Genomic DNA, 26,669 nt, shown 5'->3' on the forward strand with positions numbered 1-26,669 from the left:
ATTGGCCGTTCCGGCAGGCCACCCGCGGGCTGCAGGATCGGGGCATGGACACCGCTCCCCCGCTGTCGCCCACCGACCGCAGCACCGTGCGCCGCGGCGCGAAGCGCGCCCGCACCGATCGGGCGGACCTGCACGCCGTCCTCGACGCCGGCCTCGTCGGGCACCTCGGCGTCGTGCTCGACGGCGCCCCGGTGGTGCTGCCCACGGGGTACGGCCGCCGCGACGACACCCTGTACCTGCACGGCTCGACCGGGGCGGCGACGCTGCGCGCAGCCGCGACCGGCGGGCCGGTCTGCTTCACCGTGACCCACCTGGACGGCGTGGTGTACGCCCGGTCGGCGTTCCACCACTCGGTCAACTACCGGTGCGCGGTGGTGCACGGGACGGCGCGGACGGTCGAGGACCCCCAGGAGAAGCTGCTCGGCCTGGAGACGCTGACCGAGCACCTGGCGCCCGGCTCGTGGACGGCGACCCGGCCGCCGGACCGCCGGGAGCTGGCCGCCACGGTGGTGCTGGCGCTCGACCTCACCGAGGCCAGCGTCAAGATCCGGACCGGGCCGCCCGGGGACGACGAGCGCGATGTGCCGGCAGCCGGCGACCCGGACCCGGTCTGGGCCGGCGTCCTGCCGATCAGCACGGTGCTCGGCGAGCCGCAGCCGTGCCCGCTGCTCCCCCCGGGGACGGCCGCTCCCTCGCGCGTGACGGGCCGGGTACTCAGCCCGCCGGGGTGATCCGGAGCAACCGGTCCTGGTCGTCCCCGTTGTCGGTGGTGACGTAGAGCGCGCCGTCGGCACCGGAACGCAGGGACCGGATGCGCCCGTACGTCCCGTCGAGTTCCGGGACGAGGAACTGCTCGACCACCTCGCCGGCGTCGTCGAGCCGCAGGGCCAGCACCCCCTGGGCCTTGAGCAGGCCGATGACCAGGACCCCGTCGTAGTCGCCCCACGCCGCGCCGTCGAGGAAGGTGGCGCCGCTGGTGGCCAGCGTCGGCGAGCCGGACGACCACACCGCCGGGACGGCGCCCGGGATGTCCGGGTCGGTCATGGGCACGCTCTCGTCGTAGGAGCCGCCGCCGTCGGGGTCCCAGCCGTAGTTGGCGCCCTCACGGAGCAGGTTGACCTCGTCGTCGCGGTCGGGGCCGTGCTCCACGGAGAACACCTGCGTGCCGCCCGGACGGACCGCCAGACCCTGCACGTTGCGGTGCCCGAGGGTCCACACCTCGACCTCGCCGGTGGCCGGATCGGCCCGGAGCACCTTGCCGCCGAGGGAGTCCGGGTCCTGGGACACGTCCCCGGACGCGGTGTCGCCGGTGCCGATCAGCAGCGCGCCTTCGGGCGCGAACTCCAGCCGGCAGCCGCCGTGCCGCCCGCTGGTCTCGTTGAGCGGCAGCCCGCCGACCAGGGGGTCGGCGACGCGGGTCAGCGACGACCAGTCCGGCGCGACCGTCCACGCCACGACCTGGATGGAGCCGGCCCGGTCGCCCTGGCAGCTGTAGAGCCGGCGGTTCCCCTCGAACGCCGGATCCAGCGCGAGCCCCATGAGCCCGGTCTCGCCGTCCACGAACAGGTCGTCGAGATCGGCGCGGACCTCGCGGACGGTCCCGTCGGGCAGGACGGCGGTGAAGCCCCCGGCGCGCTCGTCGACGAGCAGGGTGCCGTCGGGCGCCTCGACGACGTCCCACGGGTTGTCCAGCCCGTCGGCGACGACCTCCACGGCGAGGGACGTCGTCCCCTCCGGTACCGGGTCGGCGGTCGCGGGAGCCGGGTCCGCCGAGCAGGCGACGAGCAGGAGGGCCACCAGGGCGAGGGGAGCACGGCGCACGCCCCCAGCATGGGGCTAGCTGGTGCGGGTCACCACGTAGTCGCAGAGCGCGGACAGCGCCTCGCGGACCTCGCCCGCCGGAACGGCGACCAGCCGGGCACGGGCGCGCTCGGCGTACTGGCGGGTGACGTCGGTGGCCCGCTGCAGCGAGCGGGACGCGCGGAGCAGTTCCAGCGCCTCGGCGTGCTCGGCGTCGTCGGTGACGGGAGCGGCCACCAGCTCGCGCAGCCGCGCCTCGGCCGGGTCGTCGCCGGCCAGGGCGAACAGCGCCGGCAGGGTGGCGATGCCTTCGCGCAGGTCCGTCCCGGGCGACTTCCCGGAGGCGCCGGCGACGCTGACGATGTCGATGAGGTCGTCGGAGAGCTGGAAGGCCACCCCGACCTCCTCACCGTACGCGGTGAGCTCCTCGACCAGGTCGGCGTCGACGCCGGCGAAGGAGGCGCCGAACCGGGCAGAGGTCGCGACCAGCGACCCGGTCTTGTCCGCCAGCACCTCGAGGTAGTGGCCGACCGGGTCGTCCCCGGGCTGGGCACCCACGGTCTCGCGGATCTGGCCGGTCACCAGCCGCTCGAACGTGCGCGCCTGGACCCGCACCGCCTCGGGGCCGAGATCGGCGAGCAGGTCGGAGGCGCGGGCGAAGAGCAGGTCGCCGGTGAGGATGGCGATGCTGTTGGTCCACCGGCTGTTGGCGCTGGGGGCACCGCGGCGCACGGACGCCTCGTCCATCACGTCGTCGTGGTACAGGGTCGCCAGGTGGGTGAGCTCGCAGACCACCGCCGCCGAGGTCACCTCGGGCCGGTCCGGATCCCCCAGCTGCGCGGCCAGCAGCGCGAGCATCGGGCGGAACCGCTTGCCGCCGGCCGCCATGAGGTGGCCGGCCGCCTCGCGCACGAACGGGTGCTCGCTGCCCACCGCGGTGGCCAGCGCCGACTCGACCCGCGCGAGCCCCTCGGCCAGCGAATCGCCGAGCGCACCCTCGGGCAGCCAGGGCCCCATGGTGGAGGCCGGCGTCGAGATCCGGTGCCAGACCTCCGTGGGGGTGCCGTCGGCTGCGGCACGGACTCCGGTCATCAACCGACGAAGATAGCCGCCCGCTCCGCCAGGTCGAGCACCGCCCCGGGCAGGATGCCCAGCGCCAGCGTGGCGGCGGCGGTCACGGCGAGCACCACCGTGGTCGGGATGCCGGGGACGCCGACGGTCGGGCCGTCCGCGGCCGGCGGCGAGAAGTACATGAGCACGATGACCCGCAGGTAGAAGAACGCGGCGACCGCGCTGGCCAGCACCGCCACGAGCACCAGCGGCCAGGCTCCCTCCTCTATGGCGGCCCGGAACACCGCGAACTTGCCGGTGAACCCGGCGGTGAGGGGGATGCCGGCCAGGGCCAGCAGGAACAGGCCCATCACCGCGGCGGTGAGCGGGGAGCGGGCGGCCAGCCCGGCCCACTGCGAGAGGTGCGAGGCCTCGCCGTCGCCGTCGCGCACGAGGGTGAGGACGGCGAAGGCGCCGAGCGTGGTCAGCCCGTAGGTGAGCAGGTAGAACATCGTGGCTGCCAGCCCCGACCCCTCGCCGTCGGCGCCGAGTCCGAGGACCCCGGTGAGCAGGAAGCCGGCGTGCGCGATCGAGGAGTAGGCCAGCATCCGCTTGAGGTCGGTCTGGGTCAGCCCGAGGACGGCGCCGACGATCATCGAGACGATCGCCACCCCGTAGATCAGCGGCCGCCAGGTCCACTCCTCGGTGCCGAAGGCGACGTAGAGCAGCCGGAGGATGGCGCCGAACGCGGCGACCTTGGTGCAGGCGGCCATGAACGCGGTGACCGGCGTCGGGGCGCCCTGGTAGACGTCCGGCGTCCAGCTGTGGAACGGCGCGACGCTGGCCTTGAACAGCAGGCCCACGACGAGCAGCGCCAGGCCGAGCACCACCAGGGTGCCGCCGCCGTCCTCGCCGACGGCCTCCCGGATCTCGCCGAGCCGGATCGTGCCGGTGGCGCCGTAGACCAGCGCCAGCCCGTAGAGGAAGAACGCCGACGCGAAGGCACCCAGCAGGAAGTACTTGACCGCCGCCTCCTGCGACAGCAGCCGCCGGCGCCGGGCCAGGCCGCTGATCAGGTACAGCGGCAGGCTGAGCACCTCGAGCGCGACGAACATGATCAGCAGGTCGTTCGCGGTGACGAAGACCATCATGCCGCCGACGGCGAACAGGGCGAGCGGGTAGACCTCGGTCTGCACGCGCGTGGCGGTGGCCAGTTCCCGGTCTCGGGGGCTGCCGGCCGGGACGGCGGCCGCGGCGACGAACGCCGACCGGGCCGGGTCGAGGCCGCGCTCGGCGAACAGCAGCATGGCGAGCGTGGCCAGCCCGGCGACCGTGGCCTGCAGGAACAGGCCGGCCTTGTCGACGGCCAGCGCACCGGCGGCGGTGATCTCGCCGCCGGCGGACAGGTCCTGGGTCGCGGCGTAGACCAGCGTGCTCACGAAGCCGCCGCCGGTGCCGACGAGCGCGACGGCGACCTGCACGGGGTGCCGCACGTCCCGGGGGGCGAACGCCTCGACCAGCACCCCGATGCAGGCCGCACCGAAGACGAACAGCAGGGGCGCCAGCGCCGCCAGCGAGAGGTCAGGTGCCTCGATCATCGGGTCGCTCCGAGGTCGCTCAGGGTGGCGGTGACCGCCGGCTCGATGATGTCCAGCAGAGGCTGGGGATGGACGCCGAGCACCAGGATCAGCACCACCAGCGGCGCGACGACGGCGATCTCCCGGCGGCTCAGGTCGGTGAACCGCACGGCCGCCCGGGCCGGTGCCGTCAGGACGGCGGTGGCGCCTCCCCCACCGGGCTCGTCGACCGTCCCGGCCGGACCGGACGCGGGCCCGTCGCCGGCCGGGGGCGCGACGACGCCACGGGCCGGGCCGTGCATCGTGCGCTGGTACATGAGCAGGATGTAGAGCGCGGCCAGGACGATGCCGGCGGTGGCCACGATCGCGTACACCGGCCGCTCGGGGAACGAGCCGATCAGCACGAGGAACTCGCTGACGAAGCTGTTGGTGCCCGGCAGCGCCAGTGAGGCGAGGCCGGCGATCAGGAAGACCGCGGCGAGCTTCGGGGCCTGCGCGGCGACGCCGCCGTAGTCGCCGATCTGCCGGGAGCCGCCCCGGGCGATGAGCATGCCGACCACGAGGAACAGCAGACCGGTCGCGATGCCGTGGTTCACCATGTACAGCACCGCGCCGGTGGCGGCCTCGGTGGTGAAGGCGAAGATGCCCAGCGCGATGAAGCCGAAGTGCGAGATCGAGGTGTAGGCCACCAGCCGCTTCATGTCGCTCTGGCCCATGGCCAGCAGTGCCGCGTACAGCACGCCGACCACGGCCAGCACGAGGACCATCGGCGCGAAGAAGCGGGACGCGTCGGGGAACAGCGGCAGGCAGTACCGCAGGAACCCGAAGGTGCCCACCTTGTCGAGGATGCCGACCAGCAGCACCGCACCGCCGATCGGCGCCTCGGCCGCGGAGTCCGGCAGCCAGGTGTGCAGCGGCACCAGCGGGGCCTTGATCGCGAAGGCGACGAAGAAGCCGAGGAACAGCAGCTTCTGCACGCCCGGGTCGATGTCCAGCTGCCGCAGCGCGTCGAAGGCGAACGTGCCCTCGCCGAGCTCGCTGGTGCTCACCACGTAGAGCCCGATGACGGCGGCCAGCATGATCAGCCCACCGACCAGGCTGTAGAGGAAGAACTTCACCGCGGCGTACTGCCGGCGCGGCCCGCCGAAGCTGCCGATCAGGAAGTACATCGGGACGAGCATCGCCTCGAAGAAGACGTAGAACAGGAAGATGTCGGTGGCGGCGAAGACGCCGACCATGAAGGCCTCGAGCAGCAGCAGCCAGGCGAAGAAGAAGCGCATGGAGCGCGCCTCGGTGCCCGCCTCCGGGACGGTGCCGGCGCCGGGGGCGCCGTCCTCCCAGGAGGCGCCGATGACCAGCGGCACGAGCAGCCCGACGAGCAGCAGCATCACCAGCGCGATGCCGTCCACGCCCAGGGCGAAGTCGACGCCGAAGTCGGGGATCCAGGCCACCGAGGTCGTCAGCTGGAAGCGGTCGCCGCCGGTGTCGAACGCGACGGCGGCCAGGGCCGCCAGCACCAGCACGACCAGGCTGACGCCGAGCGCCAACTGCTTCGCGAGGAGCTCGCGCCCCCTGGGCAGGGCGGCGACGGCCGCCGCGCCCACCGCGGGCACCGCGATCATCGCCACGAGGAACGGGAAATCACTCATGGCTCGCCTCGCAAGCTCGGCTCGGCGCAGTCACGTCCGGGACCTCTCCGTTCGTCGACAATGTCTGGCTCATCCCGACGTCACCGCCAGCAGCGCACCGGCCACCAGGACCGCTCCGCCGAGCATGCTGAGCGCGTAGGTGCGCACGAACCCGGTCTGCGTCCGGCCCAGCCGCGACGAGGAGCCGCCGAGCCCGGCGGCCAGGCCGTTGACCGCGCCGTCCACGCCCCGGTTGTCCACCCACACCAGGGCGCGGGTGAGCCACTGCCCCGGGCGCATGACCAGCGACTCGTTGATCGTGTCCGCGTAGAGGGCGTTGCGGGCCGCACGGGTGACCGGCGAGACCCGCACGGGTGCGGTGTCCGGCACCTCCCGGCGGCCGACGAACAGCCACGCGGCGAGCACGCCCACCAGCATCACGGCGGTGACCACGAGGCCCACGGTCAGCGGCGCGACGACGTGCTCCGCCTCGTGCTCGCCGAACACCGGCTCGAGCCAGTCCGAGAGCGGGAACGCCTTCACCAGCAGGAACCCGGCGCCGATGGAGCCCAGCGACAGCACGACCATCGGCACGGTCATCACCGACGGCGACTCGTGCGGGTGCACGCCCGGCTCCCACCGCGCCCGGCCGAAGAAGGTCATGAGCATCAGCCGGGTCATGTAGAAGGCGGTCAGCCCGGCCCCGAGGACGGCGACCCCGCCGAGGACCCAGCCCCAGACGTCGTCCCGGTCCAGCGCGGCCTCGATGATCGCGTCCTTGGTGTAGAAGCCGGACAGGAACGGGAAGCCGATCAGCGCCAGGTAGCCCAGCCCGAAGGTGGCGAAGGTGACCGGCAGCTTCTTCCACAGCCCGCCGAAGCGGCGCATGTCCACCGAGTCGTCCATGGCGTGCATGACCGAACCGGCGCCGAGGAAGAGCCCGGCCTTGAAGAACCCGTGGGTGAGCAGGTGCGCCAGGCCCGCGACGTAGCCGGCCGGGCCGAGGCCGACGGCCAGGAACATGTAGCCGATCTGGCTCACCGTCGAGTAGGCCAGCACCTTCTTGATGTCGTCGAAGGCGCACCCGGCGATCGCGCCGATCAGCAGCGTGACCGCCCCGACGGCGAGGACGACGGTGCGCGCCGTCGGCGTCTCGTCGTAGATCGGGGCCGAGCGGGCGATCAGGTAGACCCCTGCGGTCACCATGGTCGCCGCGTGGATGAGCGCCGAGACCGGCGTCGGGCCCTCCATGGCGTCGGGCAGCCAGGCCTGCAGCGGGAACTGGCCGGACTTGCCGCAGGCGCCCAGCAGCAGGAGCAGCCCGATGGCGGTGAGGGTGCCGCCGGCGAGCGTGCCGACCGAGCCGAAGACGCCCGCGTAGGACGTCGTCCCGAGCTGGGCGAACATGACGAAGATCGCCAGGGCCAGGCCGACGTCGCCGACCCGGTTCATGATGAAGGCCTTCTTGGCCGCGGTGGCCGCCGCCGGGCGGGTGTACCAGAAGGCGATGAGCAGGTAGGACGCCAGCCCGACGCCCTCCCAGCCCACGTAGAGGGCCACGAAGCTGTTGCCCAGGACCAGCAGCAGCATCGCCGCCACGAACAGGTTCAGGTAGGCGAAGAACCGCCGGCGCGCGGGGTCGTGCGCCATGTAGCCGATCGAGTAGACGTGGATCAGCGAGCCGACGCCGGTGATCAGCAGGACGAACACCGCCGACAGCGGGTCGTACAGCAGCCCCGCCCGGACGTCGAGCTCGCCGGTGGAGATGAAGGTGAACAGGTCGACGTCGACCGACCGGCCCTCGACGTCGGCCAGCTGGACGGTGCAGAGCACCGCGAGCAGGAAGGCGCCGGCCACCGTCGCCGTCCCCAGCAGGTGGCCCCAGCGGTCGGTGCGCCGACCGCCCAGCAGCAGCACCGCGGCGCCCGCCAGTGGCAGCGCGATCAGCAGCCAGGACCAGCCGAGCAGGCCCTCGGCGGGCAGCGGCACCTCAGCGGACAGGGTCTCCATGTCTCGTTGATCCCCCGTCAGTACTTCAGCAGGTTGGCGTCGTCGACCGACGCGGACCGGCGGGTCCGGTAGATCGACATGATGATGGCGAGGCCGACGACGACCTCGGCCGCGGCGACGACCATGACGAAGAAGGCCATGATCTGGCCGTCGACGGTGCCGGTGGCGCGGGCGAAGGTGACCAGCGTGAGGTTCACCGAGTTGAGCATCAGCTCGATGCACATGAACACGACGATGGCGTTGCGGCGGACCAGCACGCCGACGGCGCCGATCGTGAACAGGATCGCCGCGAGCACCAGGTAGTAGGTCAGGGTCATGGCCGGTCACCGCCCGCCGGGCCCTCGAGCGGGGCGGGGTCGAGCGTGCCGAGCGCGGCATCGGGCGAGCCGAGCTGCCCCCGGCCGGTCGGGCGGGCCATCTCGTCGATCTCCTGGGGCTCGATGCCGGTCGCGTAGCTCTCGGGCGAGGGGCTGCCGTCGGGCAGCAGCGCCGGTGCGGCGACGGAGTTGGCCCGGGCGTAGACGCCGGGGCCGGGCAGCGTCTGCGGCCGCTCGGTGAGGAACCGGGCCCGGGAGAGCTCCTTCTGCGTGCGGCGGCTGCCGGGCTCGCGCTCGATGTGCGCCAGCACCATCGCCCCCAGCGCCGCGGTGATCAGCAGCGCGCTGGTGACCTCGAAGGCGAGCAGGTAGTCGGTGAACAGCGACTCCGCGATCGCCGGGATGTTGCCCTCGGGCTGCGCGTCGGCCAGGCCGGTGACGACGAGCCCCTCGGTCGCCCGCGCGATGCCCGCGCCGACCATGCCGGCGAAGCCGATGCCCAGCACCGTGGCCGCCACCCGCTGCCCGCGCAACGTCTCCACCACGGAGTCCGACGAGTCACGGCCGACCATCATCAGCACGAACAGGAACAGGATCATGATCGCGCCGGTGTAGACGATGATCTGCACCGCGCCGAGGAACGGCGCCTCCTGGATCACGTAGAAGACGCCCAGCGCGAGCATGGTGTTGACCAGCCAGAGCGCGGAGTGGACGGCGTTGCGGCTGAAGACCATCCCCAGCGCGCCGGCCAGCGCGACCGGGCCGAGGATCCAGAAGGCGACCGTCTCCCCCGTGCCGATGACGACGTCGTTCACGCCTGCTCCCCGACGACGGCCTCGGACGGCGACCCGGGTTGCGGGACCCGCAGGTAGTAGTCCTTCTCGTCGTCCCCCAGCCGCATGGGGTGCGGCGGCTGCTCCATGCCGGGCAGCAGCGGCGCCATGAGCTGCTCCTTGGTGTAGATCAGGTCCTGGCGGTTGTCGTCGGCGAGCTCGAAGTCGTTGCTCATCGTCAGCGAGCGGGTGGGGCAGGCCTCGATGCACAGCCCGCAGAAGATGCAGCGCAGGTAGTTGATCTGGTAGACCGCGCCGTACCGCTCCCCCGGGGAGAAGCGGGCCTCCTCGGTGTTGTCGCCGCCCTCGACGTAGATCGCGTCGGCCGGGCAGGCCCAGGCGCACAGCTCGCACCCGACGCACTTCTCCAGCCCGTCGGGGTGCCGGTTGAGCACGTGCCGGCCGTGGTAGCGCGGCTTGGTCACCTTGGGCTCGAACGGGTACTGCTCGGTGGTCACCTTGCGGAACATCTGGGCGAAGGTGACCCCGAAACCCTGGACGGGCGCCGGGATCAGGCTGTCGCGGACGGCCGGCGGGGCCAAGTGGGCGGTCGAGGGCCGGTCCACCTCACCGCCGCGACGCGTCGCCGGCGTGCGGTCGGGCCGCTCATCGGACATCGGGGCTGTCCTCCTCGACAGTGGTGGTGCCGCGCCGGCCGGTGCCGACGACGGCGGCGCCGTCCCCGGTGGCGGACTGGTGCCGCAGCCGGGGCGACGGCGGCACCTTCAGGTCCATCGGCGGGATGGGGAACCCGCCCTCGGAGCGGGTCGGGCCGCCGGTGGGGCGGCGCTGGGCGCCGCCGACCGGGGGCAGCACGTCGGGCTCGGGGTCGACGGCGTGCACGCCGCCGGAGGCGGCGTCGGCAGCCATCAGCCGGGTGTCGCGGTTGGCCGCGCGGCTGGCGATCAGCAGGCCGGCGAGCACCAGCAGCGCGGCCGGGACACCGACGAAGAGGGTGACCTCGCCGGTGGAGAGGTCGGTCTCGCGGGAGACGGTGCGCATGGTGGCCACGACGAGGATCCACAGCAGCGCGGTCGGGACCAGCACCTTCCAGCCGAAGCGCATGAACTGGTCGTAGCGCAGCCGCGGCAGGGTGCCGCGCAGCCAGATGAAGACGAACAGCGCGAGGACGACCTTGCCGAAGAACCACAGCATCGGCCACCAGCCGGTGTTCGCGCCGTCCCACAGCGACAGCGGCCAGGGCGCCCGCCAGCCGCCGAGGAACAGCGTCGCGGCCAGGGCGGAGACGGTGACCATGTTGATGTACTCGGCGAGGAAGAACAGCGCGAACTTCAGCGACGAGTACTCGGTGTGGAAGCCGCCGACCAGCTCGCTCTCGGCCTCGGGGAGGTCGAAGGGCGCGCGGTTGGTCTCCCCCACGACGGCGACCGCGTAGATGATGAAGGAGACCGGCAGCAGGACGGCGTACCAGCTCGGGCCGGTGAACTCCCAGCCGAAGAAGGACACCTGGTTGCCGTCGGCCTGGGCGGCGACGATCTCCGAGGTGGACATCGACCCGGCGTAGAGGAACACCGCCACGATCGACAGGCCCATGGCGATCTCGTAGCTGACCATCTGCGCGGCGCTGCGCAGCGAGCCCAGCAGCGGGTAGGTCGAGCCCGACGCCCAGCCGCCGAGCACGATCCCGTAGATGCCCATGGCGGAGCAGGCCAGGACGATCAGCACGCCGATGGGGGCGTCGGTGAGCTGCAGCGGGGTGCGCTCGCCGAAGATGCTGACCGTCGGGCCCATCGGGATGACGGAGAACGCCAGGAACGCCGGGACGGTGGCCAGGACCGGGGCCAGGAAGTAGACCGGCTTGTCGGCGAGCGCCGGCATGATGTCTTCCTTGAACGCCAGCTTCAGCCCGTCCGCGAGGCTCTGCAGGTAGCCACGCGGGCCCACCCGGTTGGGGCCGATCCGCTGCTGCATGCGGGCGACGACCTTGCGCTCGAAGACGATGGCGAACAGCGTCATGAGCACGAGGACCACGAAGACGCCGAGGACCTTGATCAGCACGATCCACCAGACGTCCTGCCCGAAGTCCTCCAGGGTCGGCTGGTCCGGCGACGCGAGGAGGGACGGCGCCAGCAGGTTCACGCGGCACCCCCGGTGGCGGCGGTGGCCGACAGCCGCACGACGGCGCCCGGACCGGCGCCCAGGTCGGTGCGCACCTCGCTGCCCGGCGACCGCATCGGCAGCCAGACCACGTGGTCGGGCATCGGCGTCACGGCCAGCGGCAGGCTCACCGAACCGTTCGGCCCGGTCACCGTGACCAGCTCGTTCTCGGCCACACCCAGCCGGGCCGCTGCCTCGGGGGCGAGCCGGACGACCGGCCGGCGGGCGGTGCCCGAGAGCTCCTGCTCGTCCCGTTGCAGGGTGCCGGCGTCGATCAGCTGCCGCCAGCTGGCCAGCAGCGCCTCGTCGGCGCGCAGGGACGGTGCACCGGCGGGGGCGACGTCCGGGGCTGCGACGTCACCGGCGGCACGGGCGGTGCCCAGCGCGGCCAGCTCTGCGCGGGCGGCCTCCGGCGTCGGCAGGCGCAGGTCGACGTCCATCAGGTCGGCCAGGCCGTGCAGCACGCGGCCGTCGGTCAGCCGCCCGGTGTCGTGCAGCGTGGCGTCGAAGGACCGCACCCGGCCCTCCCAGTCGAGGTAGCTGCCGGCCTTCTCCGACGCCGCGGCCACCGGCAGGACGACGTCGGCCCACTCGGTCACCGCGGTCGGGAACATCTCCAGGCTGACGACGAAGCGGGCTTCGGCGAGCGCGGCCTCGGCCAGCACGGGGTCGGGCAGGTCGGCGGGGTCGACGCCGCCGACGAGCAGCCCGGCCAGCCGCCCGTCGCGCGCGGCGGTGAGGATGCCGGTGGTGTCCAGGCCCGGGACCGCCGGGATGCCCGCCTCCTCGATCCCCCAGCGGGCGGCGACCTCGGCGCGGGCGGCCGGGTCGGCGACGACGCGTCCACCCGGCAGCAGGCCGGGCAGGGCGCCGGCCTCGACGGCACCGCGCTCGCCGGCGCGGCGGGGCACCCAGGCGATCCGCGCGCCGGTGGCCCGCGCGAGTTCGAGCAGGGCGGTGAACGCGCCGGGCACCTCGGCCAGCCGCTCGCCCGCGAGGACGACGGCGCCGGGCTGCCGGAGCGCGTCGACCGCGGGGCCGCCCCAGGTGCCGGCGGCCAGCGCGTGCAGCGACCGGGCCTCCGCGCCGGGCAGCGTGGTGAGCACCGTGGCCTGCAGCTTCTGCGCGGCCCTGGTCGGGAAGGGGGCGAGGTCGAAGACCTGCGTCCGCTTGGTGCGCACCGCCTTGCGCAGCCGCAGGAAGACGATCGGCGACTCCTCCTCCGGCTCGAGGCCGGCGAGCAGCACGACCGGCGCCGCACCGAGCTCGTCGTAGGTCACCCCACCCCGGCCGGGGCCGGTGCCGGCGACCGACCCGGCCAGGAACGCCAGCTCCTCCGGGGAGTGCGCGCGGGCGCGGGCGTCGACGTCGTTGGTGCCCAGGGCCACGCGGGCGAACTTGGCGTAGGCGTAGGCGTCCTCGACGGTCAGCCGGCCACCGGGCAGCACGCCGACCCCACCGGCCTCGCGCGCGGCGGCCAGGCCGGCGGCCGCGGCCGCCCAGGCCTCGGGCCAGGACGCCGGCTGGAGCGTCCCGTCGGCGTCGCGCACCAGGGGCGTGGTCAGCCGCTCGTTGGACGTCACGTACCGGAACGCGTAGCGGCCCTTGTCGCAGGTCCACTCCTCGTTCACCGCGGGGTCCTCGCCGGCCTGGCGGCGGGTGACCTTGCCGCGCCGGTAGTCGGTGCGCATCGCGCAGCCCGAGGCGCAGTGCTCGCAGACGCTGTCCTCGCTGCGCAGGTCGAACGGGCGGGCGCGGAACCGGTACTGCGTGCTGGTCAGGGCCCCGACCGGGCAGATCTGCGTGGTGTTGCCCGAGAAGTAGGACTCGAACGGCTCGTCCTCGTAGATCGCCACCTGCTCCAGCGCCCCGCGCTCGAACAGCTCGATGAACGGGTCGCCGGCCACCTGCTGGGAGAACCGCGTGCAGCGGGCGCAGAGCACGCAGCGCTCGCGGTCGAGCAGGATCTCGGTGCTGATCGCCAGCGGCTTGGGGTACGTGCGCTTCTCGTCGACGAACCGGCTCTCGGTGCGGCCGTGGCCCATCGCCTGGTTCTGCAGCGGGCACTCGCCGCCCTTGTCGCAGGTCGGGCAGTCCAGCGGGTGGTTGATCAGCAGCAGCTCCATCGTGCCCTGCTGCGCCTTGTCGGCCACCGGGCTGGAGAGCTGGGTGCGCACGGCCATGCCCTCGGTGACCGGCATGGTGCAGGAGGCGACCGGCTTGCGCTGGCCCTCGACCTCGACCAGGCACTGCCGGCAGGCGCCGACCGGCTCCAGCAGCGGGTGGTCGCAGAACCGCGGGATGAAGACGCCGACCTGCTCGGCCGCCCGGATGATCAGGGTGTCCTTGGGCACGGCGACGTCGAAGCCGTCGATCGTGCAGTGGACGGCGTCCGGCGGCGTGTGCGGGCCGGGGGCGCCCGGCGGGACGGCCGGCGCCGGGGTGGGGTTCGTCAGTGTCATGACGCGGCTCCGACCGGCTCGAGGCGGAGGCTGCGGCCCAGCCGGGCCTGCTCCTCCGGGGGCAGCAGGGCGACGTAGTCGTCCTTGAAGTACTTCAGCGAGCTGGAGATGCAGCTGGTCGCGCCGTCCCCGAGGGCGCAGAACGAGCGGCCCAGGATGTTGTCGCAGGTGTCGAGGAGCACGTCGAGGTCCTGCGCGGTGCCGCGGCCGTGCGCGATGCGGTCCAGGATCTGCACCAGCCAGTAGGTGCCCTCCCGGCAGGGCGTGCACTTGCCGCAGCTCTCGTGCGCGTAGAACTCGGTGAACCGCAGCGTGGCCTCGACGATGGAGTCGGTCTCGTCGAAGACCATCAGCGCGGTGGTCCCGAGCATGGAGCCCGCCGCCGCGACCGAGTCGAAGTCCAGCGGCACGTCGAGGTGCTCCGGGGTGAAGTACGGCGTCGAGGAGCCGCCCGGCGTCCAGAACTTGAGCTCGTGCCCGGGGCGCACGCCGCCGGCCATCTCCAGCAGCTCGCGCATCGTCGTCCCCATGGGGGCCTCGTACTGCCCGGGACGGACGACGCGGCCCGAGAGCGAGTAGATCTTCGGCCCGGGCGACTTCTCGGGGCCGAAGGCCTTGAACCACTCCGCTCCGCCGCGGACGACGAACGGCACGCTGGCCAGAGTCTCTACGTTGTTGATCACCGTCGGGGCGCCGTACAGGCCGGCGACCGCGGGGAACGGCGGCTTGAGTCGGGGCTGGCCGCGGTAGCCCTCGAGGGAGTCCAGCAGCGCCGTCTCCTCGCCGCAGATGTAGGCGCCCGCACCGGCGTGCACCACGAGCTCGAGGTCGTAGCCCGAGCCGAGGATGTCGGTGCCGAGGTAGCCGGCGGCGTAGGCCTCCTCGACGGCGGCGACCAGCCGGCGGTGGGCGTGCACGGCCTCGCCGCGGACGTAGATGACGGCGAACGCCGAGCGGATCGCGTAGGCGGAGATGATCACGCCCTCGATCAGCGAGTGCGGGTCGGCCATCATCAGCGGCAGGTCCTTGCAGGTGCCCGGCTCGCCCTCGTCGGCGTTGACCACCAGGTACTTGGGCATGGCGGCCGGACCGGTCGGGGTCTCCCCGGGCTTGGGCTGCGGGATGAAGCTCCACTTCATCCCGGTCGGGAAGCCGGCGCCGCCGCGGCCGCGCAGGCCCGAGTCCTTGACCATCGTGACCAGGTCACCGGGGGTCATCGCCAGAGCCGTCCGCAGGGCGGTGTAGCCCTCCATCGACTCGTAGGTCGACAGCCGCCAGGACTTGTCGGCACCCCAGCGGGTGGTGAGGACGGGAGTCAGGGGCATCGGTCAGGCCTTCCCGGGACCTTGGCCGGACGTGCCCGGCTCGGTTCCTGCAGGTGTGTCGGTGCCGCCGTTCCTGTCGGCCAGCGACCGGCCGGAGGGCTCGGGTGCGCCGCGCTGCGCGGACTCGACGCCCGCGGCCTCGGCCGCGGGGTCCGGGGACGACGAGGGCTTCGAGCGCGGCATCTCCGGTGCGGACTCGCCGCGCTCCGCGGCCAGCCGCAGCCCGACCAGCGTCGGCCCCAGCGCGCCCGGCGCGTCGATCGCCGCCTGCGCGGCGGCGACGTCGTCGTACTGCGAGAAGCCGGCCAGCTGGCGGGAGATCCCACGGAAGTCGGTGAGCGGGGCGCCGCGGGTGGGCGGTGGCTTCTCCCCGCGACGCAGGGCGGCGACGAGCTCGCGGGCGCTGTCGACGTCCTGCTGGTCGTAGAACTCGTAGTCCACGGTGACCACCGGCGCGTAGTCGCAGGCCGCCAGGCACTCGGCGTGCTCGAGGGTGATCGAGCCGTCGGCGGCGGTCTCGTCGTGGTGCACGCCGAGGTCGGCGGAGAGCGCGTCCATGATCCGCTGGCCGCCGAGCACGCTGCACAGCGTGTTGGTGCAGACGCTCACCAGGTGCCGGCCCGTGGGGCGGCGCTTGTACATCGTGTAGAACGTCGCGACCGCGCCGACCTCGGCCTTGGTCAGGCCCAGCTCCTCCGCGCACAGCGCCACGCCCTCGGGCGAGACGTAGCCCTGGTAGCTCTGCACCAGGTGCAGCATCGGCAGCAGGGCCGACCGCGCCTTCGGGTAGCGGGCGATGATCTGCCGCGCCTCGAGGCGGGCCTGCTCCGTCAACGGCGGCAGGTCCGGCGACGCCGGCTGGACGGGGCTCGAGTCGAGCCCGGTGACGGCGGTGCCCTCGGCGGATCCGGGAAGTGCACTCATCAGCGATCCACTCCACCCATGACAGGGTCGATCGACGCGATGGCCGCGATGACGTCGGCGATCATGCCGCCCTCGCTCATCGCCGCCGTGGCCTGCAGGTTCACGAAACTGGGGTCGCGCACGTGGACCCGCCACGGGCGCGTGCCGCCGTCGCTGACCACGTGGAAGCCGAGCTCCCCGCGGGGGGACTCGATCGGCACGTACACCTGGCCGGCCGGCACCCGGAAGCCCTCGGTGACCAGCTTGAAGTGGTGGATCAGGGACTCCATCGACTGGCCCATGATGTTCCGGACGTGCTCCAGCGAGTTGCCCATGCCGTCCGCGCCCAGGGAGAGCTGCGCGGGCCAGGCGATCTTCCGGTCGTCGACCATGACCGGCCCCGGCTCCAGCCGGTCCAGCGCCTGGGCGACGATCTTCAGCGACTCGTTCACCTCGGCCATGCGCACCAGGTAGCGGCCCCAGGCGTCGCTGGTGTCGGCGGTCGGCACCTCGAAGTCGTAGGTCTCGTAGCCGAGGTAGGGCTCCACCTTGCGCAGGTCCCAGGGGAGGCCGGCGGCGCGGAGGATGGGGCCGGTGACGCCGAGCGCCACGCAGCCGGTCACATCGAGGTAGCCGGCGTCCTTGAGCCGGTTCTGCCAGATCGGCTGGCCGGTGAGCAGCCGGTGGAAGTCGGCCACCCGCTTCGGCAGGATCTCCAGCAGGTCGCGGACGCTCTCCACCGCCCCCTCGGGCAGGTCCTGCGCCAGCCCGCCGGGGCGGATGTAGGCGTGGTTCATCCTCAAGCCCGTGATCTCCTCGAGCACGTCGAGGACCATCTCCCGCTCGCGGAAGCCGTTGGTCATGCCCGTCAGGGCGCCCATCTCCATGCCGAACGTGGCCAGGGCGACCAGGTGCGAGGCGATCCGGTTGAGCTCCATGACGAGCACGCGGATGGTCTGCGCCCGCTGCGGGGCCTCGATGCCGAGCAGTTTCTCGACCGCGAGGCAGTAGCCGGCCTCGTTGAACAGCGGGGAGAGGTAGTCCATCCGCGTCACGAAGGTCGTGCCCTGCACCCAGTTGCGGTACTCGGTGTTCTTCTCGATGCCGGTGTGCAGGTAGCCGATGACCACCCGGGCCTTGGTGACCGTCTCGCCCTCGAGATCGAGCACCAGCCGCAGGACGCCGTGGGTCGAGGGGTGCTGCGGGCCCATGTTGACCACGAGCCGGTCCTCGCCGTGCGGATCGGCGAAGGTGAGATCCCAGTCGCCGCCGGTGACCGTGTAGACGCGTCCCTCGGTGGTCTCGCGCGAGCCGGCGTAGGGGTCGGCCTCGTTGTAGACGGTGCTCATCGGTACGCCCCGATCATCGGTAGGCCCGTCGCGTGTCCGGCGGCGGGATCGTCGCGCCGTGGTACTCCACCGGGACGCCGCCGAGCGGGTAGTCCTTGCGCTGCGGGTGCCCGTCCCAGTCGTCGGGCATGAGGATCCGGGTGAGCGCGGGGTGTCCGTCGAAGACGATCCCGAACATGTCGAAGGTCTCCCGCTCGTGCCAGTCCGCCGTCGGGTAGATCCCGGTGACGGACGGGACGTGCGGATCCTCGGCGGTGACCGCCAGCTCGAGCCGGATCCGCCGCCGGTAGGTCATGGACGTCAGGTGCAGGACGACGTGCAGCCGGGGGCGGGTCGCCCCGGCCGCCGGGCCACCGCTGTCGAGGTAGTCGACGCCGGAGACGCTGCTGCACAGCTCGAAGCGCAGCGCCTCGTCGTCGCGCAGCGCCTGCGCGAGCGTCAGCAGGTGCTCGCGGGCGACGAAGTAGGTGATCTCACCGCGGTCGACGAGCACCCGCAGCACCGCGGCGTCGTAGGTGGCCTGCCCGACGGCGTCGATCAGGGCGTCGGTGACCTCGTCGAACCAGCCGCCGTAGGGCCGCTCCGTGGAGTGCAGCGCGACCGCGCCGCCGGGCTCGACGCGCACGAGCCCGCCGAAGCCGGAGGTGTCGCCGCTGCCGCTGACCCCGAACGCGCCCTTGCGAAAGCCGCCCGAGGGCGCGGTCGCGTCGTCGAAGCCGGCCTCGCCGTCGCCCGGCACGATCTCGCCCGTCATCGCCAGGCCTTCCCCTGGCCGGACGGACGCTCGTCGGGGAGCAGCACGGCGTTGCCGTTGCGCTGCTCGATGGCGAACTGCCCGGCGCGGCCCTCCGCCGCGGCCGCCTCGTAGGCGCGGCGGGCGACCTTGTCGACCCGCACGGTCGAGGGCATCTCGACGTGGAGGTCCTTCGCCGTGCCGTCCGCGCGGGCCTCCGCGAGCTCGCGGGCGCGCTTGGGCCCCAGCGGCTCGTTCATGATCTTGTGGTGCAGCTTGAGGATCGCGTCGGTGAGCATCTCCGGCCGGGGCGGGCAGCCCGGCAGGTACATGTCCACCGGGACGATGTGGTCCACGCCCTGGACGACGGCGTAGTTGTTGAACATGCCGCCCGAGCTGGCGCAGACCCCCATGGCGAGCACCCAGCGCGGCTCGGGCATCTGGTCGTAGATCTGCCGCAGGACCGGCGCCATCTTCTGGCTGACGCGGCCGGCGACGATCATCAGGTCCGCCTGCCGCGGTGAGGCGCGGAAGACCTCCATGCCGAAGCGAGCGAGGTCGTAGCGCCCGGCGCCGGTCGCCATCATCTCGATCGCGCAGCACGCCAGGCCGAACGTCGCCGGCCACAGCGACGACTTGCGCGTCCAGTTGACGAGCTTCTCCACGCTGGTCAGCAGCACGCCGCTGGGCAGCTTCTCCTCGAGACCCATGACTAGATCGCCCGTCCCATGTTCAGTCCCACTCCAGTCCGCCGCGGCGCCACACGTAGGCGTAGGCGATGAAGACCGTGACGATGAAGACGACCATCTCGACCAGGCCGAAGACGCCGAGCGCCTCGTTGTGCACGGCCCACGGGTAGAGGAAGACGATCTCGATGTCGAAGATGATGAACAACATCGCGGTCAGGTAGTACTTCACCGGGAACCGGCCGCCGGTCAGCGGCTGGTCGACCGGCTCGATCCCGCACTCGTAGGCGTCGAACTTCGCGCGGTTGAACCGGCGCGGGCCCACGTACGGCGCGACCGCGACCGAGCCCAGTGCGAACACCGCGGCCAGCGCGAAGAGCCCCAGGATCGGGACATAGGTCGACAGCATCAGCACCACCCTAGAGTGAGGTCGATCACGTTCTGCGCTGATCCGGAACGCACTGTTGCCGTGTCGACCCGGAGCGCCATCGTCGTCGTCGCGTCCATGTCAGACCGCCGGTGCCAGCCGGGTGAGGACGGCGACGGCGCGGTCCACCGCGTCCCCGTCCCGACCGTCGGTCAGGTTGCCCATGAGTCGCATCGCGGCGGCGACCAGCGCGGGGCGCCTGAGGCCGTGCGCGGCGGTGAAGCGGACGACGTCCGGGCGGGCGAGCAACGCGAGGAAGCCCATGCCGAGCCGGTGGTGCCGGCCGTAGGCCGCACGCAGCCGCGTCGGGTAGCCCCGCAGCACCGCCTCGCGGGCCGGGCCCTCGGGCCGGGCGAGCGCCCGGGCGGCGGTGTCTCCGGCCATGCGGCCGGTCTCCATCGCGTAGCTGATCCCCTCGCCGTTGAACGGGTTGACCGTGCCGGCGGCGTCACCGGCCAGCAGCAGCCCGCGGGTGTAGGCGGGGCCCCGATTGAGGGCCATCGGCAGGCCGGCGCCGCGCAGGGGCGTGACCGCGTCGTCCTCGCCGAGCCCGTCCGCCTCGGGGAAGGTGTCCAGCCAGCCGCGGAGGACGGCGCGGTGGTCGGCGCCGGTGCCCCGCCGGGTGTCGAGCAGGCCGAAGCCGACGTTGGCCGTCCCGTCACCCATGCCGAAGATCCAGCCGTAGCCGGGCATCGAGTCCCGGGACGGCCCGGCGGAGGTGAGGTCGAAGGAGATGTCGAGGTACTCGTCGGCCGCCCGGCGCGAGCGCACGTAGCGGCGGACGGCGACGCCGAGCGGCCGGTCCTCGCGGCGCACCAGGCCCAGCGACTTGGCCAGCCGGCCCGACAGGCCCTCGGCGGAGACGACCAGTGGGGCGCGCCAGGCCTGCGGCTCCTTCCCCGGCCCCGTGGCGTGCACGCCCGTGACGCGTCCCGCCTCGTCGAGCAGCGGCTCGGTGACGGTGATCCCCGTGTGCACGCGCGCACCGGCCGCCTCCGCGTGCGCGGCGAGCCGGGCGTCCAGCTCGCTGCGCCGCAGGACGAGGGAGAAGTCGGGCCAGTGCTGCAGTCGCGGCCAGTCGACCTCGGTGACGACGCCGCCGCCGTGCACCCGCAGCCCCTTGTGCCGCACCCAGCCGGCCGCGGGCGACAGGTCCAGGCCCATGTCCTGCAGCACCTTGACGCCTCGGGGGGTGAGCCCGTCGCCGCAGACCTTCTCGCGCGGGAAGGCCGCCTTCTCCAGGACGACGACGTCGCGCCCGGCCTGGCGCAGCTCCCAGGCCGCCGCGGACCCGGCCGGACCCGCGCCGACGACGATGACGTCGGCGCTTCGGTCGGTCGTCCCTGGCACGGCGGGCTGGTCCTCTCGTCCCGGACTTTGTGAATTGCTTCACAAAGTGGCTCGGCTCCCACTCTAGGCGGCACTGTGACGAAGACGACAGCACCCCCAGGAAGAGGGATGCGTCACAGTTCGGTCGCGGCCGTCCCGAGCGGCTCGCGGGGCCTGCCAGGGCAGGTCGCCGCGAGGCCGTCCGGCGTCAGAACGGTGGTGGATCGTCGTCCACCGGACCCGGTCTCGGTGGCGGCAGCGCCCGCTGCTCGCGGAGCCCCGGTGGTCGGGTGCTCCTGGTGATGCCCGACGGGGTCGTCACGTGCAGGGTGCCGTCGGGGTCCAAGCGGAAGCGCCAGCCGCGGGCGAAGGTCTTGAGCCGGTGGTGGCTGCGGCACAGGCAGCAGAGGTTGTCGCAGGCCGTGCGGCCGCCGCAGTCGTAGGCCACGACGTGGTCGGCGTCGGTGCGGCCGGCGGGCTGGCCGCAGCCGGGGTGGCGGCAGGTGCGGTCGCGCAGGCGGAGGAACCGCTCCTGCTCGGCGGTGTGGCTGTAGCCGGGCACCTCGGGTGGTGGGCCGAGCACGGAGCAACCGCAGTCGGCTGCCTTCCCGTGCTCGCCGCAGCCGCGGGCGGCGAGCCGTGCCAGTTCCGCCGGTGTCACGGTGGCCAGCAGGGCGCCGTCGTCGTCGGTGAGGGCCAGGGTGAGGCTGCCGCCGGGCGGTGCCTGCACGCCAAGAGCGTCGAGCTGCGCGAGGAGTTCGCGGAGGTGCGCCGACGTGATCGGAGTTCCGCCCACCGTCGGCACGGAGTCCTCGGGGCAGGCCTGCGGCGCGCTGGCACCTGGATGCGTCGCCTCGTGACCGGGCGCGTGTAGCGCGGACAGTGGCGCGATGATCGTGACGTGCCCGGTCATGGCCGGGCCGTCATGTTGCGCGCCCAAGACCCTCGCGGCGTGCGCCTCGGCGCGCAGCACCCCGATCGGCCGGTCATCGCCCGCGGTCTTGGCCAGCTGCGCGGCCTGGTCGATCACCGACCACATCGCCGCCGTCACCGCCGCCGGCGCCTCGGTGGTCAGCGCCGACATCCCGTCCGCGGTCGGGTACAGACGGACCGCGGCGCGGCGTTCGGCCTCGATCCGGCGCTGCTCGGCGAACTCCTCATCGGTGGCGATCGCGGCGGCGATGAGTCGCTTGCGCAGCGTCCCCGACGACCAGCCCGCAGCGGACGGGAGGACCTTCGGCACCACCACCGCGATCACCTCGTCCGAGGCCGTACCGAGGACGTCGGCGAAGATCCGCGCCCGGTAGCCGTCCAGCCGGCCCGCCGCCCGGGCCGCGTGCACCGCCGGCATCCGCTCCACCAGCTGGTACGCGTCGGACAGCAGGTCGGTCGCGAACGGGCGACCGCAGTTGAGCACCAGCGCCACCTCGTCGGGCAGGAACTCCGACGTGCCCGGCACCGGCGACCCCGCGCTGCGACGGCGGGCGCCGGGATGACCGGGCGGCGGATCGTCGGTGTCCGGCCGGTCGGCGGCCAGCGCCATCAGCAGCTCGGCCTCGCGGGCGTCGTCCTTCGCCTTCCGCTCCTGCAGCGAGGCCAGCGCCCGCACCGCCTCCTCCGCCGACAGCCGGTCGGCCGACACATGCTCGACCATCGGCGCGAGTTCCAGCAGCACCCCCTCCAATGAGGATCGCTGCACCTCGATTCGCGGCATGGAACGAACGTACGTTCGACCTACGACACTTTTCGAGGCTCGATCGCGGTTCCGTCGAGTTCTGGTGCCGCGCCCGGAGCGTTGTCCCTGAAGGCGGCCTATGGGACATGTATGAGGGGCGCCCACTAGCGGTTTTCGCGTCTTCGACGTCGACGGCAACGATCAGGCGGGATCCGACGAGGTGACGCCGGCGATGACACGGTCCATCTCGGCGGGGCGAACGGCGAGCTCAACCGTTCCGGTCGGCGTCAGCAGTTGAACGACGTCGAGCGAAGGGTTGATCGACCAGATCTGGCGGAGGGCCGGGCGGCTCCTCTTGTCGGCGCTCACCGAGGTCACAGGCACGTCGAAGGGACGGCCACGGGGTAGACGTGCGCCACCAGGCCCCCCAGGCCGGAACTGAAGACATCCCGGGGACGCAAGCACCGCGCCATGACGCCACTTTCCAGTCAACGGCGCCTGGGTGCCGGAGGCGACGCGTAAGGCGGCTTCAACTTTGCCCTGAGCCGCGTCGCGGCGGGCTGACAACAAGGAAAAGACTAGGACTGCGCAGAGGCCGGCGATCACGGCGCCTGCGATGACCAGCAACGGCGACATAAACGGATCGTGGCACTGGTCCACGCTGCATGAGACCACCTGCCCTCTGCGGTCCCCCGAATGAGGCGATCCGTCCCCGTGGCCTGGGCCGAGAAGGTGGTGTCCCTTAGTGGGCCGCCAAGAGACACACCCAACGCCGCTGTCGGGCCGCATGGGCAGGGCAAACATGGGCCGCCGGGGTGCTAGGTGCGACGACGGAGCAGCTCCCGGACCTCGTCGTCGGAGGTCTGCCCGAATTCGCGGTAGGCGCCGCCCACCGCCCGGAAGGACGGCGGTGCGAACAGGCAGACGACCTCGTCGGCGAGCTCGCCCACCTCGCGCAGCGCGGCGGGCGCGCCCACCGGCACGGCGACCACGACCCGGCCCGGCCGCTGTCCGGCGAGCACCCGCAGCGCCGCGCGCACGGTCGCACCGGTGGCCAGGCCGTCGTCCACCAGGACCACCGTCCGGCCGGTCACGGCCGGCGGGGGGCGGTCGCCGCGGTACGCCGCTTCCCGGCGGCGGAGCTCGGCGAGTTCGCGCTCGCGCACCGCGGCGAAGGATGCCTCGTCGACGGCCGCGGCACCGAGCACCCGGTCGATGCGCACGGTGGCCACCGCGTCCCCGAGAGCGGCGACCGCTCCCATGGCGAGCTCGGGCTGCCCGGGCAGTCCGAGCTTGCGGACGCCCACGACGTCGAGCTCGGCGCCCAGCGCCGCCGCCACCTCGGCGGCGACGACCGCACCACCACGCGGCAGCCCGAGCACCACCACGTCGCCGTGCACCGTCCCGGCCAGCCGGGCGCCCAGCGCACGGCCGGCATCGCGGCGGTCGGCGAACGGCCCCGCACCCACGGTCAGACCGGTTGCGGCCCCGTCGGCGGGGGCGCGATCGGATCACCCGGCCCGGGGACGGGATAGGGCGCGGGCTCCGGCGGCGGGATCGGATCGGTCGGCGACGGGGACGGCGACGGCGGCTGCGGGGACGGCGGGCTCGTCATGGATCGACGCTAGACCCGCAAGCCGCGTCCGCAGAACCACCGCAGCGATCGGCGCCCGGCCATCTCCGTTGCGCCGTCCGCCGGGTGCGCCCAGCCTGGGCCGATGACGTGCTCCCTCGTCGCGCTGACCGTCGCCGCGCTCGACCCCTCCGCTCTGGCGCGCTTCTGGGCCGGGCTCCTGAGCCGGCCGGCGGCGGACGACCCCCGCGGCGGCGTCTCCCTCCTGCCGACCGACGAGACCGGCTTCCGGATCCGCTTCACCCCCACCGCGGAGCCCAAGACGGTGCCCAACCAGATGCACCTCGATCTGACGAGCTCCTCACCCGAGGAGCAGCAGCGCACCGTGGCCCGGGCGCTCGAGCTCGGCGGCCGGCACATCGACGTGGGCCAGCTCCCCGAGGAAGGGCACGTCGTGCTCGCCGATCCGGAGGGCAACGAGTTCTGCGTCATCGAGCCCGGCAACGCCTTCCTCGCCGGCTGCGGCTTCATCGGGGCGGTGGCCTCCGACGGGACGCGGGAGGTCGGCCACTTCTGGAGCCGGGCCCTGGACTGGCCGCTGGTCTGGGACCAGGACCAGGAGACGGCGATCCGCTCGCCGCTGGGCGGCCCGAAGATCACCTGGGGCGGTCCGCCGGTGCCGCCGAAGCCGCCGAGGAACCGGCTGCACCTCGACCTGGTTGCCGTCGGTGACCGGGACGCGGAGGTCGAGCGGCTGGTCGCGCTCGGCGCGACCCGGCTCGACGTCGGCCGGGAGGACGGCGGGGTGCTCCTCGCCGACCCCGACGGCAACGAGTTCTGCCTCGTGGACCGCGACTGACCGGCCGGCTCAGTCCGGGCGGCGGGCCCGGTGCAGCGCGACGATGCCGCCGGTGAGGTTCTGCCAGGCGACGTCGGCCCAGCCGGCGTTCTGCAGCCGCCCGGCGAGCTCCGCCTGCCCGGGCCACACCTGGATCGACTCGGCGAGGTAGACGTAGGCGTCGGGGTTGCTGCTGACCGCGCGGGCGATCCGCGGGAGCGCCTTCATGAGGTACTCGAGGTAGACCGTGCGGAACGGCGCCCACGTCGGCCGGGAGAACTCGCAGACCACCAGCGTCCCGCCGGGGCGGGTCACCCGCCGGAACTCCCGCAGCGCCGCGTCCGGGTCCGCCACGTTGCGCAGGCCGAAGGAGATGACGACGCCGTCGACGCTCTCGTCGGCCAGCGGCAGGGCCATCGCGTCGCCGGCCACCTTCGGCACCGGGCGCGCGGCGCCCGCCCGCAGCATCCCCTGCGAGAAGTCGCAGGCGATGGCGTGCACCCCGCCCGAGGCGAGCTCGACGGTGGACACCGCCGTCCCGGCCGCGACGTCGAGGACGGTCTGACCCGGCCGGGCGCCGAGCGCCTCGCGGGTGGCGCGGCGCCAGGAGGCGTCGAGCCCGCCGGAGAGCACGGTGTTGGTGACGTCGTAGCGCTTCGCGACGCCGTCGAACATGGCCGCGACCTCGGCCGGGCGCTTGTCCAGATCGGCCCGGCGTCCGGCGGTGTGCGGGTTGTCTCGCCGGTCTGCCACGGCGTCGACGCTACAAGGCCTCCTAGTCTGGAGCCGTGCCCGCGCCCGCCCTGACCTCCCGCCCCGCGGCGGCGCGCACCGTGACGACCGTCCGCTCGGACACCGCCGGGGAGCTGCTCGACCTGGTGCCGGCTCGCGCCGGGCTCTCCTGGGTGCGCCGCGGCGAGGGTCTGGTCGGCTGGGGGGAGGCCGCGCGCCTCGAGGTGTCCGGTCCCTCCGCGCTGGCCGACGCCGCCGCCTGGTGGGACGAGTACACGGCCGGGCTGGACGTCGCCGACGACCTCGCCGTCGCCGGATCCGGTCCGGTGCTGTTCGGCAGCATCGCGTTCGACCCGGTGGCCGCGACGTCGGTGTTCGTCGTCCCCGAGGTCGTGGTGGGCCGCCGGGACGGCGTCGGCTGGATCACCACCGTGGGCGCCGCCCCCGCGGAGCTGCCCCTCCCCGCACCCCTGGACGGCGGTGCGCCGCGGCTCCGCTACGCCGACGGCGCCCTCGACCCGGCCACCTGGTGCGCCGCGGTCGACGCCGCCGTGGCGCGGATCGACGCCGGCGACCTGGAGAAGGTGGTGCTCGCCCGCGACCTCCTCGTCTCCGCCGAGCCCGCGCTCGACCCGCGGCGGCTGCTGCGCCGGCTGGGCGCCCGCTTCCCCGACTGCTGGACCTTCGCCGTCGACGGCCTGCTCGGCGCCACCCCGGAGCTGCTGCTGCGGCGCACCGGGCGGCAGCTGTCCTCCCGCGTGCTGGCCGGGACGGCCGCCCGCGGTGCCGGGGCCGAGGACGACCGCCTGGCCGCGGCGCTGCTCGGCTCGACCAAGGACCGCGCCGAGCACACCCTCGCCGTCGACTCGCTGGTGCGCGCGCTCGAGCCCTACTGCAGCCGGCTCACCGCCCCCGCCGAGCCGGAGCTGCTCACCCTCGCCAACGTGCGGCACCTGGCCACCGACGTCGTCGGCACCCAGCGCGGGACGGCGGGGCTGCTGGAGCTCGTCGGCGCCGTGCACCCCACCGCCGCGGTCTGCGGTACCCCCACCCCCGATGCCGCCGCGCTGATCCGCGAGCTCGAGGGCATGGACCGCGGCCGCTACGCCGGTCCGGTCGGCTGGATGGACGCCCGCGGCGACGGCGAGTTCGGGCTGGCGCTGCGCTGCGCCGAGCTCACCCCGGACGGCGGCGCGCGGCTGTTCGCCGGCTGCGGCATCGTCGCCGGGTCGGAGCCCGCCGCCGAGCTGGCCGAGACCCAGGCGAAGTTCGCCGCCTTCCAGAACGCCCTCGAAGGCTAGGGC

General features: G+C 73.4%; 24 protein-coding genes. 3 read left to right on the plus strand and 21 right to left on the minus strand.

Annotation, left to right across the window (positions count from 1 at the left end):
- Positions 1–44 precede the first annotated feature (44 nt).
- Positions 45–731, plus strand: coding sequence for a pyridoxamine 5'-phosphate oxidase family protein (locus CRP29_RS09110; RefSeq protein ID WP_097194681.1), 687 nt, complete (start codon positions 45–47; stop codon positions 729–731).
- Here the strand turns inward: CRP29_RS09110 and CRP29_RS09115 are convergent.
- From CRP29_RS09115 to CRP29_RS09205, 20 genes are all read right to left on the minus strand, one after another.
- Positions 715–1,821: a PQQ-dependent sugar dehydrogenase gene (locus tag CRP29_RS09115; RefSeq protein WP_097194682.1), complete on the minus strand. Its 1,107-nt coding sequence runs from the start codon at positions 1,819–1,821 to the stop codon at positions 715–717. The two genes, CRP29_RS09110 and CRP29_RS09115, sit on opposite strands and share 17 nt — an antisense overlap.
- 15 nt (positions 1,822–1,836) lie before the next feature.
- Positions 1,837–2,892: a polyprenyl synthetase family protein gene (locus CRP29_RS09120; RefSeq protein ID WP_097194683.1), complete on the minus strand. Its 1,056-nt coding sequence runs from the start codon at positions 2,890–2,892 to the stop codon at positions 1,837–1,839.
- On the minus strand, positions 2,892–4,448 hold the full coding sequence (gene nuoN, locus CRP29_RS09125; RefSeq protein WP_097194684.1) for an NADH-quinone oxidoreductase subunit NuoN: 1,557 nt from the start codon (positions 4,446–4,448) through the stop codon (positions 2,892–2,894). The genes CRP29_RS09120 and nuoN overlap by 1 nt, the downstream gene beginning before the upstream one ends.
- Positions 4,445–6,076 (minus strand): NADH-quinone oxidoreductase subunit M, encoded by a 1,632-nt coding sequence (locus tag CRP29_RS09130; RefSeq protein WP_097194685.1) that lies wholly within the window; start codon positions 6,074–6,076, stop codon positions 4,445–4,447. Before CRP29_RS09130 ends, nuoN begins: the two co-directional genes overlap by 4 nt.
- Before the next feature lie 69 nt (positions 6,077–6,145).
- On the minus strand, positions 6,146–8,065 hold the full coding sequence (nuoL, locus tag CRP29_RS09135; protein ID WP_097194686.1) for an NADH-quinone oxidoreductase subunit L: 1,920 nt from the start codon (positions 8,063–8,065) through the stop codon (positions 6,146–6,148).
- 17 nt (positions 8,066–8,082) lie between these two features.
- Positions 8,083–8,382, minus strand: coding sequence for an NADH-quinone oxidoreductase subunit NuoK (gene nuoK, locus CRP29_RS09140; protein ID WP_089336423.1), 300 nt, complete (start codon positions 8,380–8,382; stop codon positions 8,083–8,085).
- Entirely contained in the window at positions 8,379–9,197 is an 819-nt protein-coding gene (locus CRP29_RS09145; RefSeq protein WP_097194687.1) for an NADH-quinone oxidoreductase subunit J, read from the minus strand. Before CRP29_RS09145 ends, nuoK begins: the two co-directional genes overlap by 4 nt.
- Positions 9,194–9,832: an NADH-quinone oxidoreductase subunit NuoI gene (gene nuoI / locus CRP29_RS09150; RefSeq protein WP_281256790.1), complete on the minus strand. Its 639-nt coding sequence runs from the start codon at positions 9,830–9,832 to the stop codon at positions 9,194–9,196. Before nuoI ends, CRP29_RS09145 begins: the two co-directional genes overlap by 4 nt.
- Entirely contained in the window at positions 9,822–11,315 is a 1,494-nt protein-coding gene (gene nuoH / locus CRP29_RS09155) for an NADH-quinone oxidoreductase subunit NuoH (RefSeq protein ID WP_245852666.1), read from the minus strand. Before nuoH ends, nuoI begins: the two co-directional genes overlap by 11 nt.
- The gene (locus tag CRP29_RS09160) at positions 11,312–13,795 is read right to left on the minus strand and encodes an NADH-quinone oxidoreductase subunit G (protein WP_097194688.1); all 2,484 of its coding nucleotides are present in this window, start codon (positions 13,793–13,795) and stop codon (positions 11,312–11,314) included. The genes nuoH and CRP29_RS09160 overlap by 4 nt, the downstream gene beginning before the upstream one ends.
- Positions 13,792–15,120 carry an NADH-quinone oxidoreductase subunit NuoF gene (gene nuoF, locus CRP29_RS09165; RefSeq protein ID WP_097194689.1) on the minus strand — a complete coding sequence of 443 codons (1,329 nt, stop codon included), beginning with the start codon at positions 15,118–15,120 and terminating at the stop codon, positions 13,792–13,794. The genes CRP29_RS09160 and nuoF overlap by 4 nt, the downstream gene beginning before the upstream one ends.
- Positions 15,121–15,123: 3 nt before the next feature.
- Complete coding sequence (gene nuoE, locus CRP29_RS09170; RefSeq protein ID WP_097194690.1) at positions 15,124–16,044, minus strand: NADH-quinone oxidoreductase subunit NuoE; 921 nt, start codon at positions 16,042–16,044, stop codon at positions 15,124–15,126.
- On the minus strand, positions 16,044–17,372 hold the full coding sequence (locus CRP29_RS09175; RefSeq protein ID WP_097194691.1) for an NADH-quinone oxidoreductase subunit D: 1,329 nt from the start codon (positions 17,370–17,372) through the stop codon (positions 16,044–16,046). Before CRP29_RS09175 ends, nuoE begins: the two co-directional genes overlap by 1 nt.
- 13 nt (positions 17,373–17,385) lie before the next feature.
- Positions 17,386–18,126 carry an NADH-quinone oxidoreductase subunit C gene (locus CRP29_RS09180; RefSeq protein WP_097194692.1) on the minus strand — a complete coding sequence of 247 codons (741 nt, stop codon included), beginning with the start codon at positions 18,124–18,126 and terminating at the stop codon, positions 17,386–17,388.
- The gene (locus CRP29_RS23800; RefSeq protein ID WP_097194693.1) at positions 18,123–18,815 is read right to left on the minus strand and encodes a NuoB/complex I 20 kDa subunit family protein; all 693 of its coding nucleotides are present in this window, start codon (positions 18,813–18,815) and stop codon (positions 18,123–18,125) included. Before CRP29_RS23800 ends, CRP29_RS09180 begins: the two co-directional genes overlap by 4 nt.
- A gap of 22 nt (positions 18,816–18,837) precedes the next feature.
- Positions 18,838–19,200: an NADH-quinone oxidoreductase subunit A gene (locus tag CRP29_RS09190; protein ID WP_425427070.1), complete on the minus strand. Its 363-nt coding sequence runs from the start codon at positions 19,198–19,200 to the stop codon at positions 18,838–18,840.
- 99 nt (positions 19,201–19,299) lie between these two features.
- Positions 19,300–20,568, minus strand: coding sequence for a geranylgeranyl reductase family protein (locus CRP29_RS09195; RefSeq protein ID WP_097194694.1), 1,269 nt, complete (start codon positions 20,566–20,568; stop codon positions 19,300–19,302).
- 187 nt (positions 20,569–20,755) lie between these two features.
- The gene (locus tag CRP29_RS09200; RefSeq protein WP_141437095.1) at positions 20,756–22,261 is read right to left on the minus strand and encodes an HNH endonuclease signature motif containing protein; all 1,506 of its coding nucleotides are present in this window, start codon (positions 22,259–22,261) and stop codon (positions 20,756–20,758) included.
- Between the two features lie 162 nt (positions 22,262–22,423).
- A complete protein-coding gene (locus CRP29_RS22675) occupies positions 22,424–22,591 on the minus strand; it encodes a hypothetical protein (protein WP_176522883.1) in 168 nt (55 codons plus the stop codon).
- Between the two features lie 449 nt (positions 22,592–23,040).
- Entirely contained in the window at positions 23,041–23,691 is a 651-nt protein-coding gene (locus CRP29_RS09205; protein ID WP_245852668.1) for a phosphoribosyltransferase, read from the minus strand.
- 249 nt (positions 23,692–23,940) lie between these two features.
- Between CRP29_RS09205 and CRP29_RS09210 the strand changes: the two genes are divergently transcribed.
- Complete coding sequence (locus tag CRP29_RS09210; RefSeq protein WP_097194697.1) at positions 23,941–24,654, plus strand: VOC family protein; 714 nt, start codon at positions 23,941–23,943, stop codon at positions 24,652–24,654.
- Between the two features lie 9 nt (positions 24,655–24,663).
- On the opposite strand, the gene CRP29_RS09215 is transcribed toward CRP29_RS09210, so the two are convergent.
- Positions 24,664–25,386 carry a demethylmenaquinone methyltransferase gene (locus tag CRP29_RS09215; protein WP_097194698.1) on the minus strand — a complete coding sequence of 241 codons (723 nt, stop codon included), beginning with the start codon at positions 25,384–25,386 and terminating at the stop codon, positions 24,664–24,666.
- Positions 25,387–25,421: 35 nt separating this feature from the next.
- Between CRP29_RS09215 and CRP29_RS09220 the strand changes: the two genes are divergently transcribed.
- Complete coding sequence (locus tag CRP29_RS09220) at positions 25,422–26,666, plus strand: isochorismate synthase (RefSeq protein ID WP_097194699.1); 1,245 nt, start codon at positions 25,422–25,424, stop codon at positions 26,664–26,666.
- Positions 26,667–26,669: the final 3 nt, after the last annotated feature.

The sequence above is a fragment of the Blastococcus aggregatus genome (genome assembly GCF_900221005.1).
In the GTDB taxonomy this organism is placed as follows: Bacteria; Actinomycetota; Actinomycetes; order Mycobacteriales; family Geodermatophilaceae; genus Blastococcus; species Blastococcus aggregatus.

What these genes read in the sequence shown, in the direction of transcription:
- CRP29_RS09110 (WP_097194681.1), top strand. Translation starts at nt 45, where the DNA reads ATGGACACCGCTCCCCCGCTGTCGCCCACCGACCGCAGCACCGTGCGC.
- CRP29_RS09120 (WP_097194683.1), bottom strand. Translation starts at nt 2,892, where the DNA reads ATGACCGGAGTCCGTGCCGCAGCCGACGGCACCCCCACGGAGGTCTGG.
- nuoN (WP_097194684.1), bottom strand. Translation starts at nt 4,448, where the DNA reads ATGATCGAGGCACCTGACCTCTCGCTGGCGGCGCTGGCGCCCCTGCTG.
- CRP29_RS09130 (WP_097194685.1), bottom strand. Translation starts at nt 6,076, where the DNA reads ATGAGTGATTTCCCGTTCCTCGTGGCGATGATCGCGGTGCCCGCGGTG.
- nuoL (WP_097194686.1), bottom strand. Translation starts at nt 8,065, where the DNA reads ATGGAGACCCTGTCCGCTGAGGTGCCGCTGCCCGCCGAGGGCCTGCTC.
- nuoK (WP_089336423.1), bottom strand. Translation starts at nt 8,382, where the DNA reads ATGACCCTGACCTACTACCTGGTGCTCGCGGCGATCCTGTTCACGATC.
- nuoI (WP_281256790.1), bottom strand. Translation starts at nt 9,832, where the DNA reads ATGTCCGATGAGCGGCCCGACCGCACGCCGGCGACGCGTCGCGGCGGT.
- CRP29_RS09160 (WP_097194688.1), bottom strand. Translation starts at nt 13,795, where the DNA reads ATGACACTGACGAACCCCACCCCGGCGCCGGCCGTCCCGCCGGGCGCC.
- nuoF (WP_097194689.1), bottom strand. Translation starts at nt 15,120, where the DNA reads ATGCCCCTGACTCCCGTCCTCACCACCCGCTGGGGTGCCGACAAGTCC.
- nuoE (WP_097194690.1), bottom strand. Translation starts at nt 16,044, where the DNA reads ATGAGTGCACTTCCCGGATCCGCCGAGGGCACCGCCGTCACCGGGCTC.
- CRP29_RS09175 (WP_097194691.1), bottom strand. Translation starts at nt 17,372, where the DNA reads ATGAGCACCGTCTACAACGAGGCCGACCCCTACGCCGGCTCGCGCGAG.
- CRP29_RS09180 (WP_097194692.1), bottom strand. Translation starts at nt 18,126, where the DNA reads ATGACGGGCGAGATCGTGCCGGGCGACGGCGAGGCCGGCTTCGACGAC.
- CRP29_RS23800 (WP_097194693.1), bottom strand. Translation starts at nt 18,815, where the DNA reads ATGGGTCTCGAGGAGAAGCTGCCCAGCGGCGTGCTGCTGACCAGCGTG.
- CRP29_RS09190 (WP_425427070.1), bottom strand. Translation starts at nt 19,200, where the DNA reads ATGCTGTCGACCTATGTCCCGATCCTGGGGCTCTTCGCGCTGGCCGCG.
- CRP29_RS09200 (WP_141437095.1), bottom strand. Translation starts at nt 22,261, where the DNA reads ATGCCGCGAATCGAGGTGCAGCGATCCTCATTGGAGGGGGTGCTGCTG.
- CRP29_RS09210 (WP_097194697.1), top strand. Translation starts at nt 23,941, where the DNA reads ATGACGTGCTCCCTCGTCGCGCTGACCGTCGCCGCGCTCGACCCCTCC.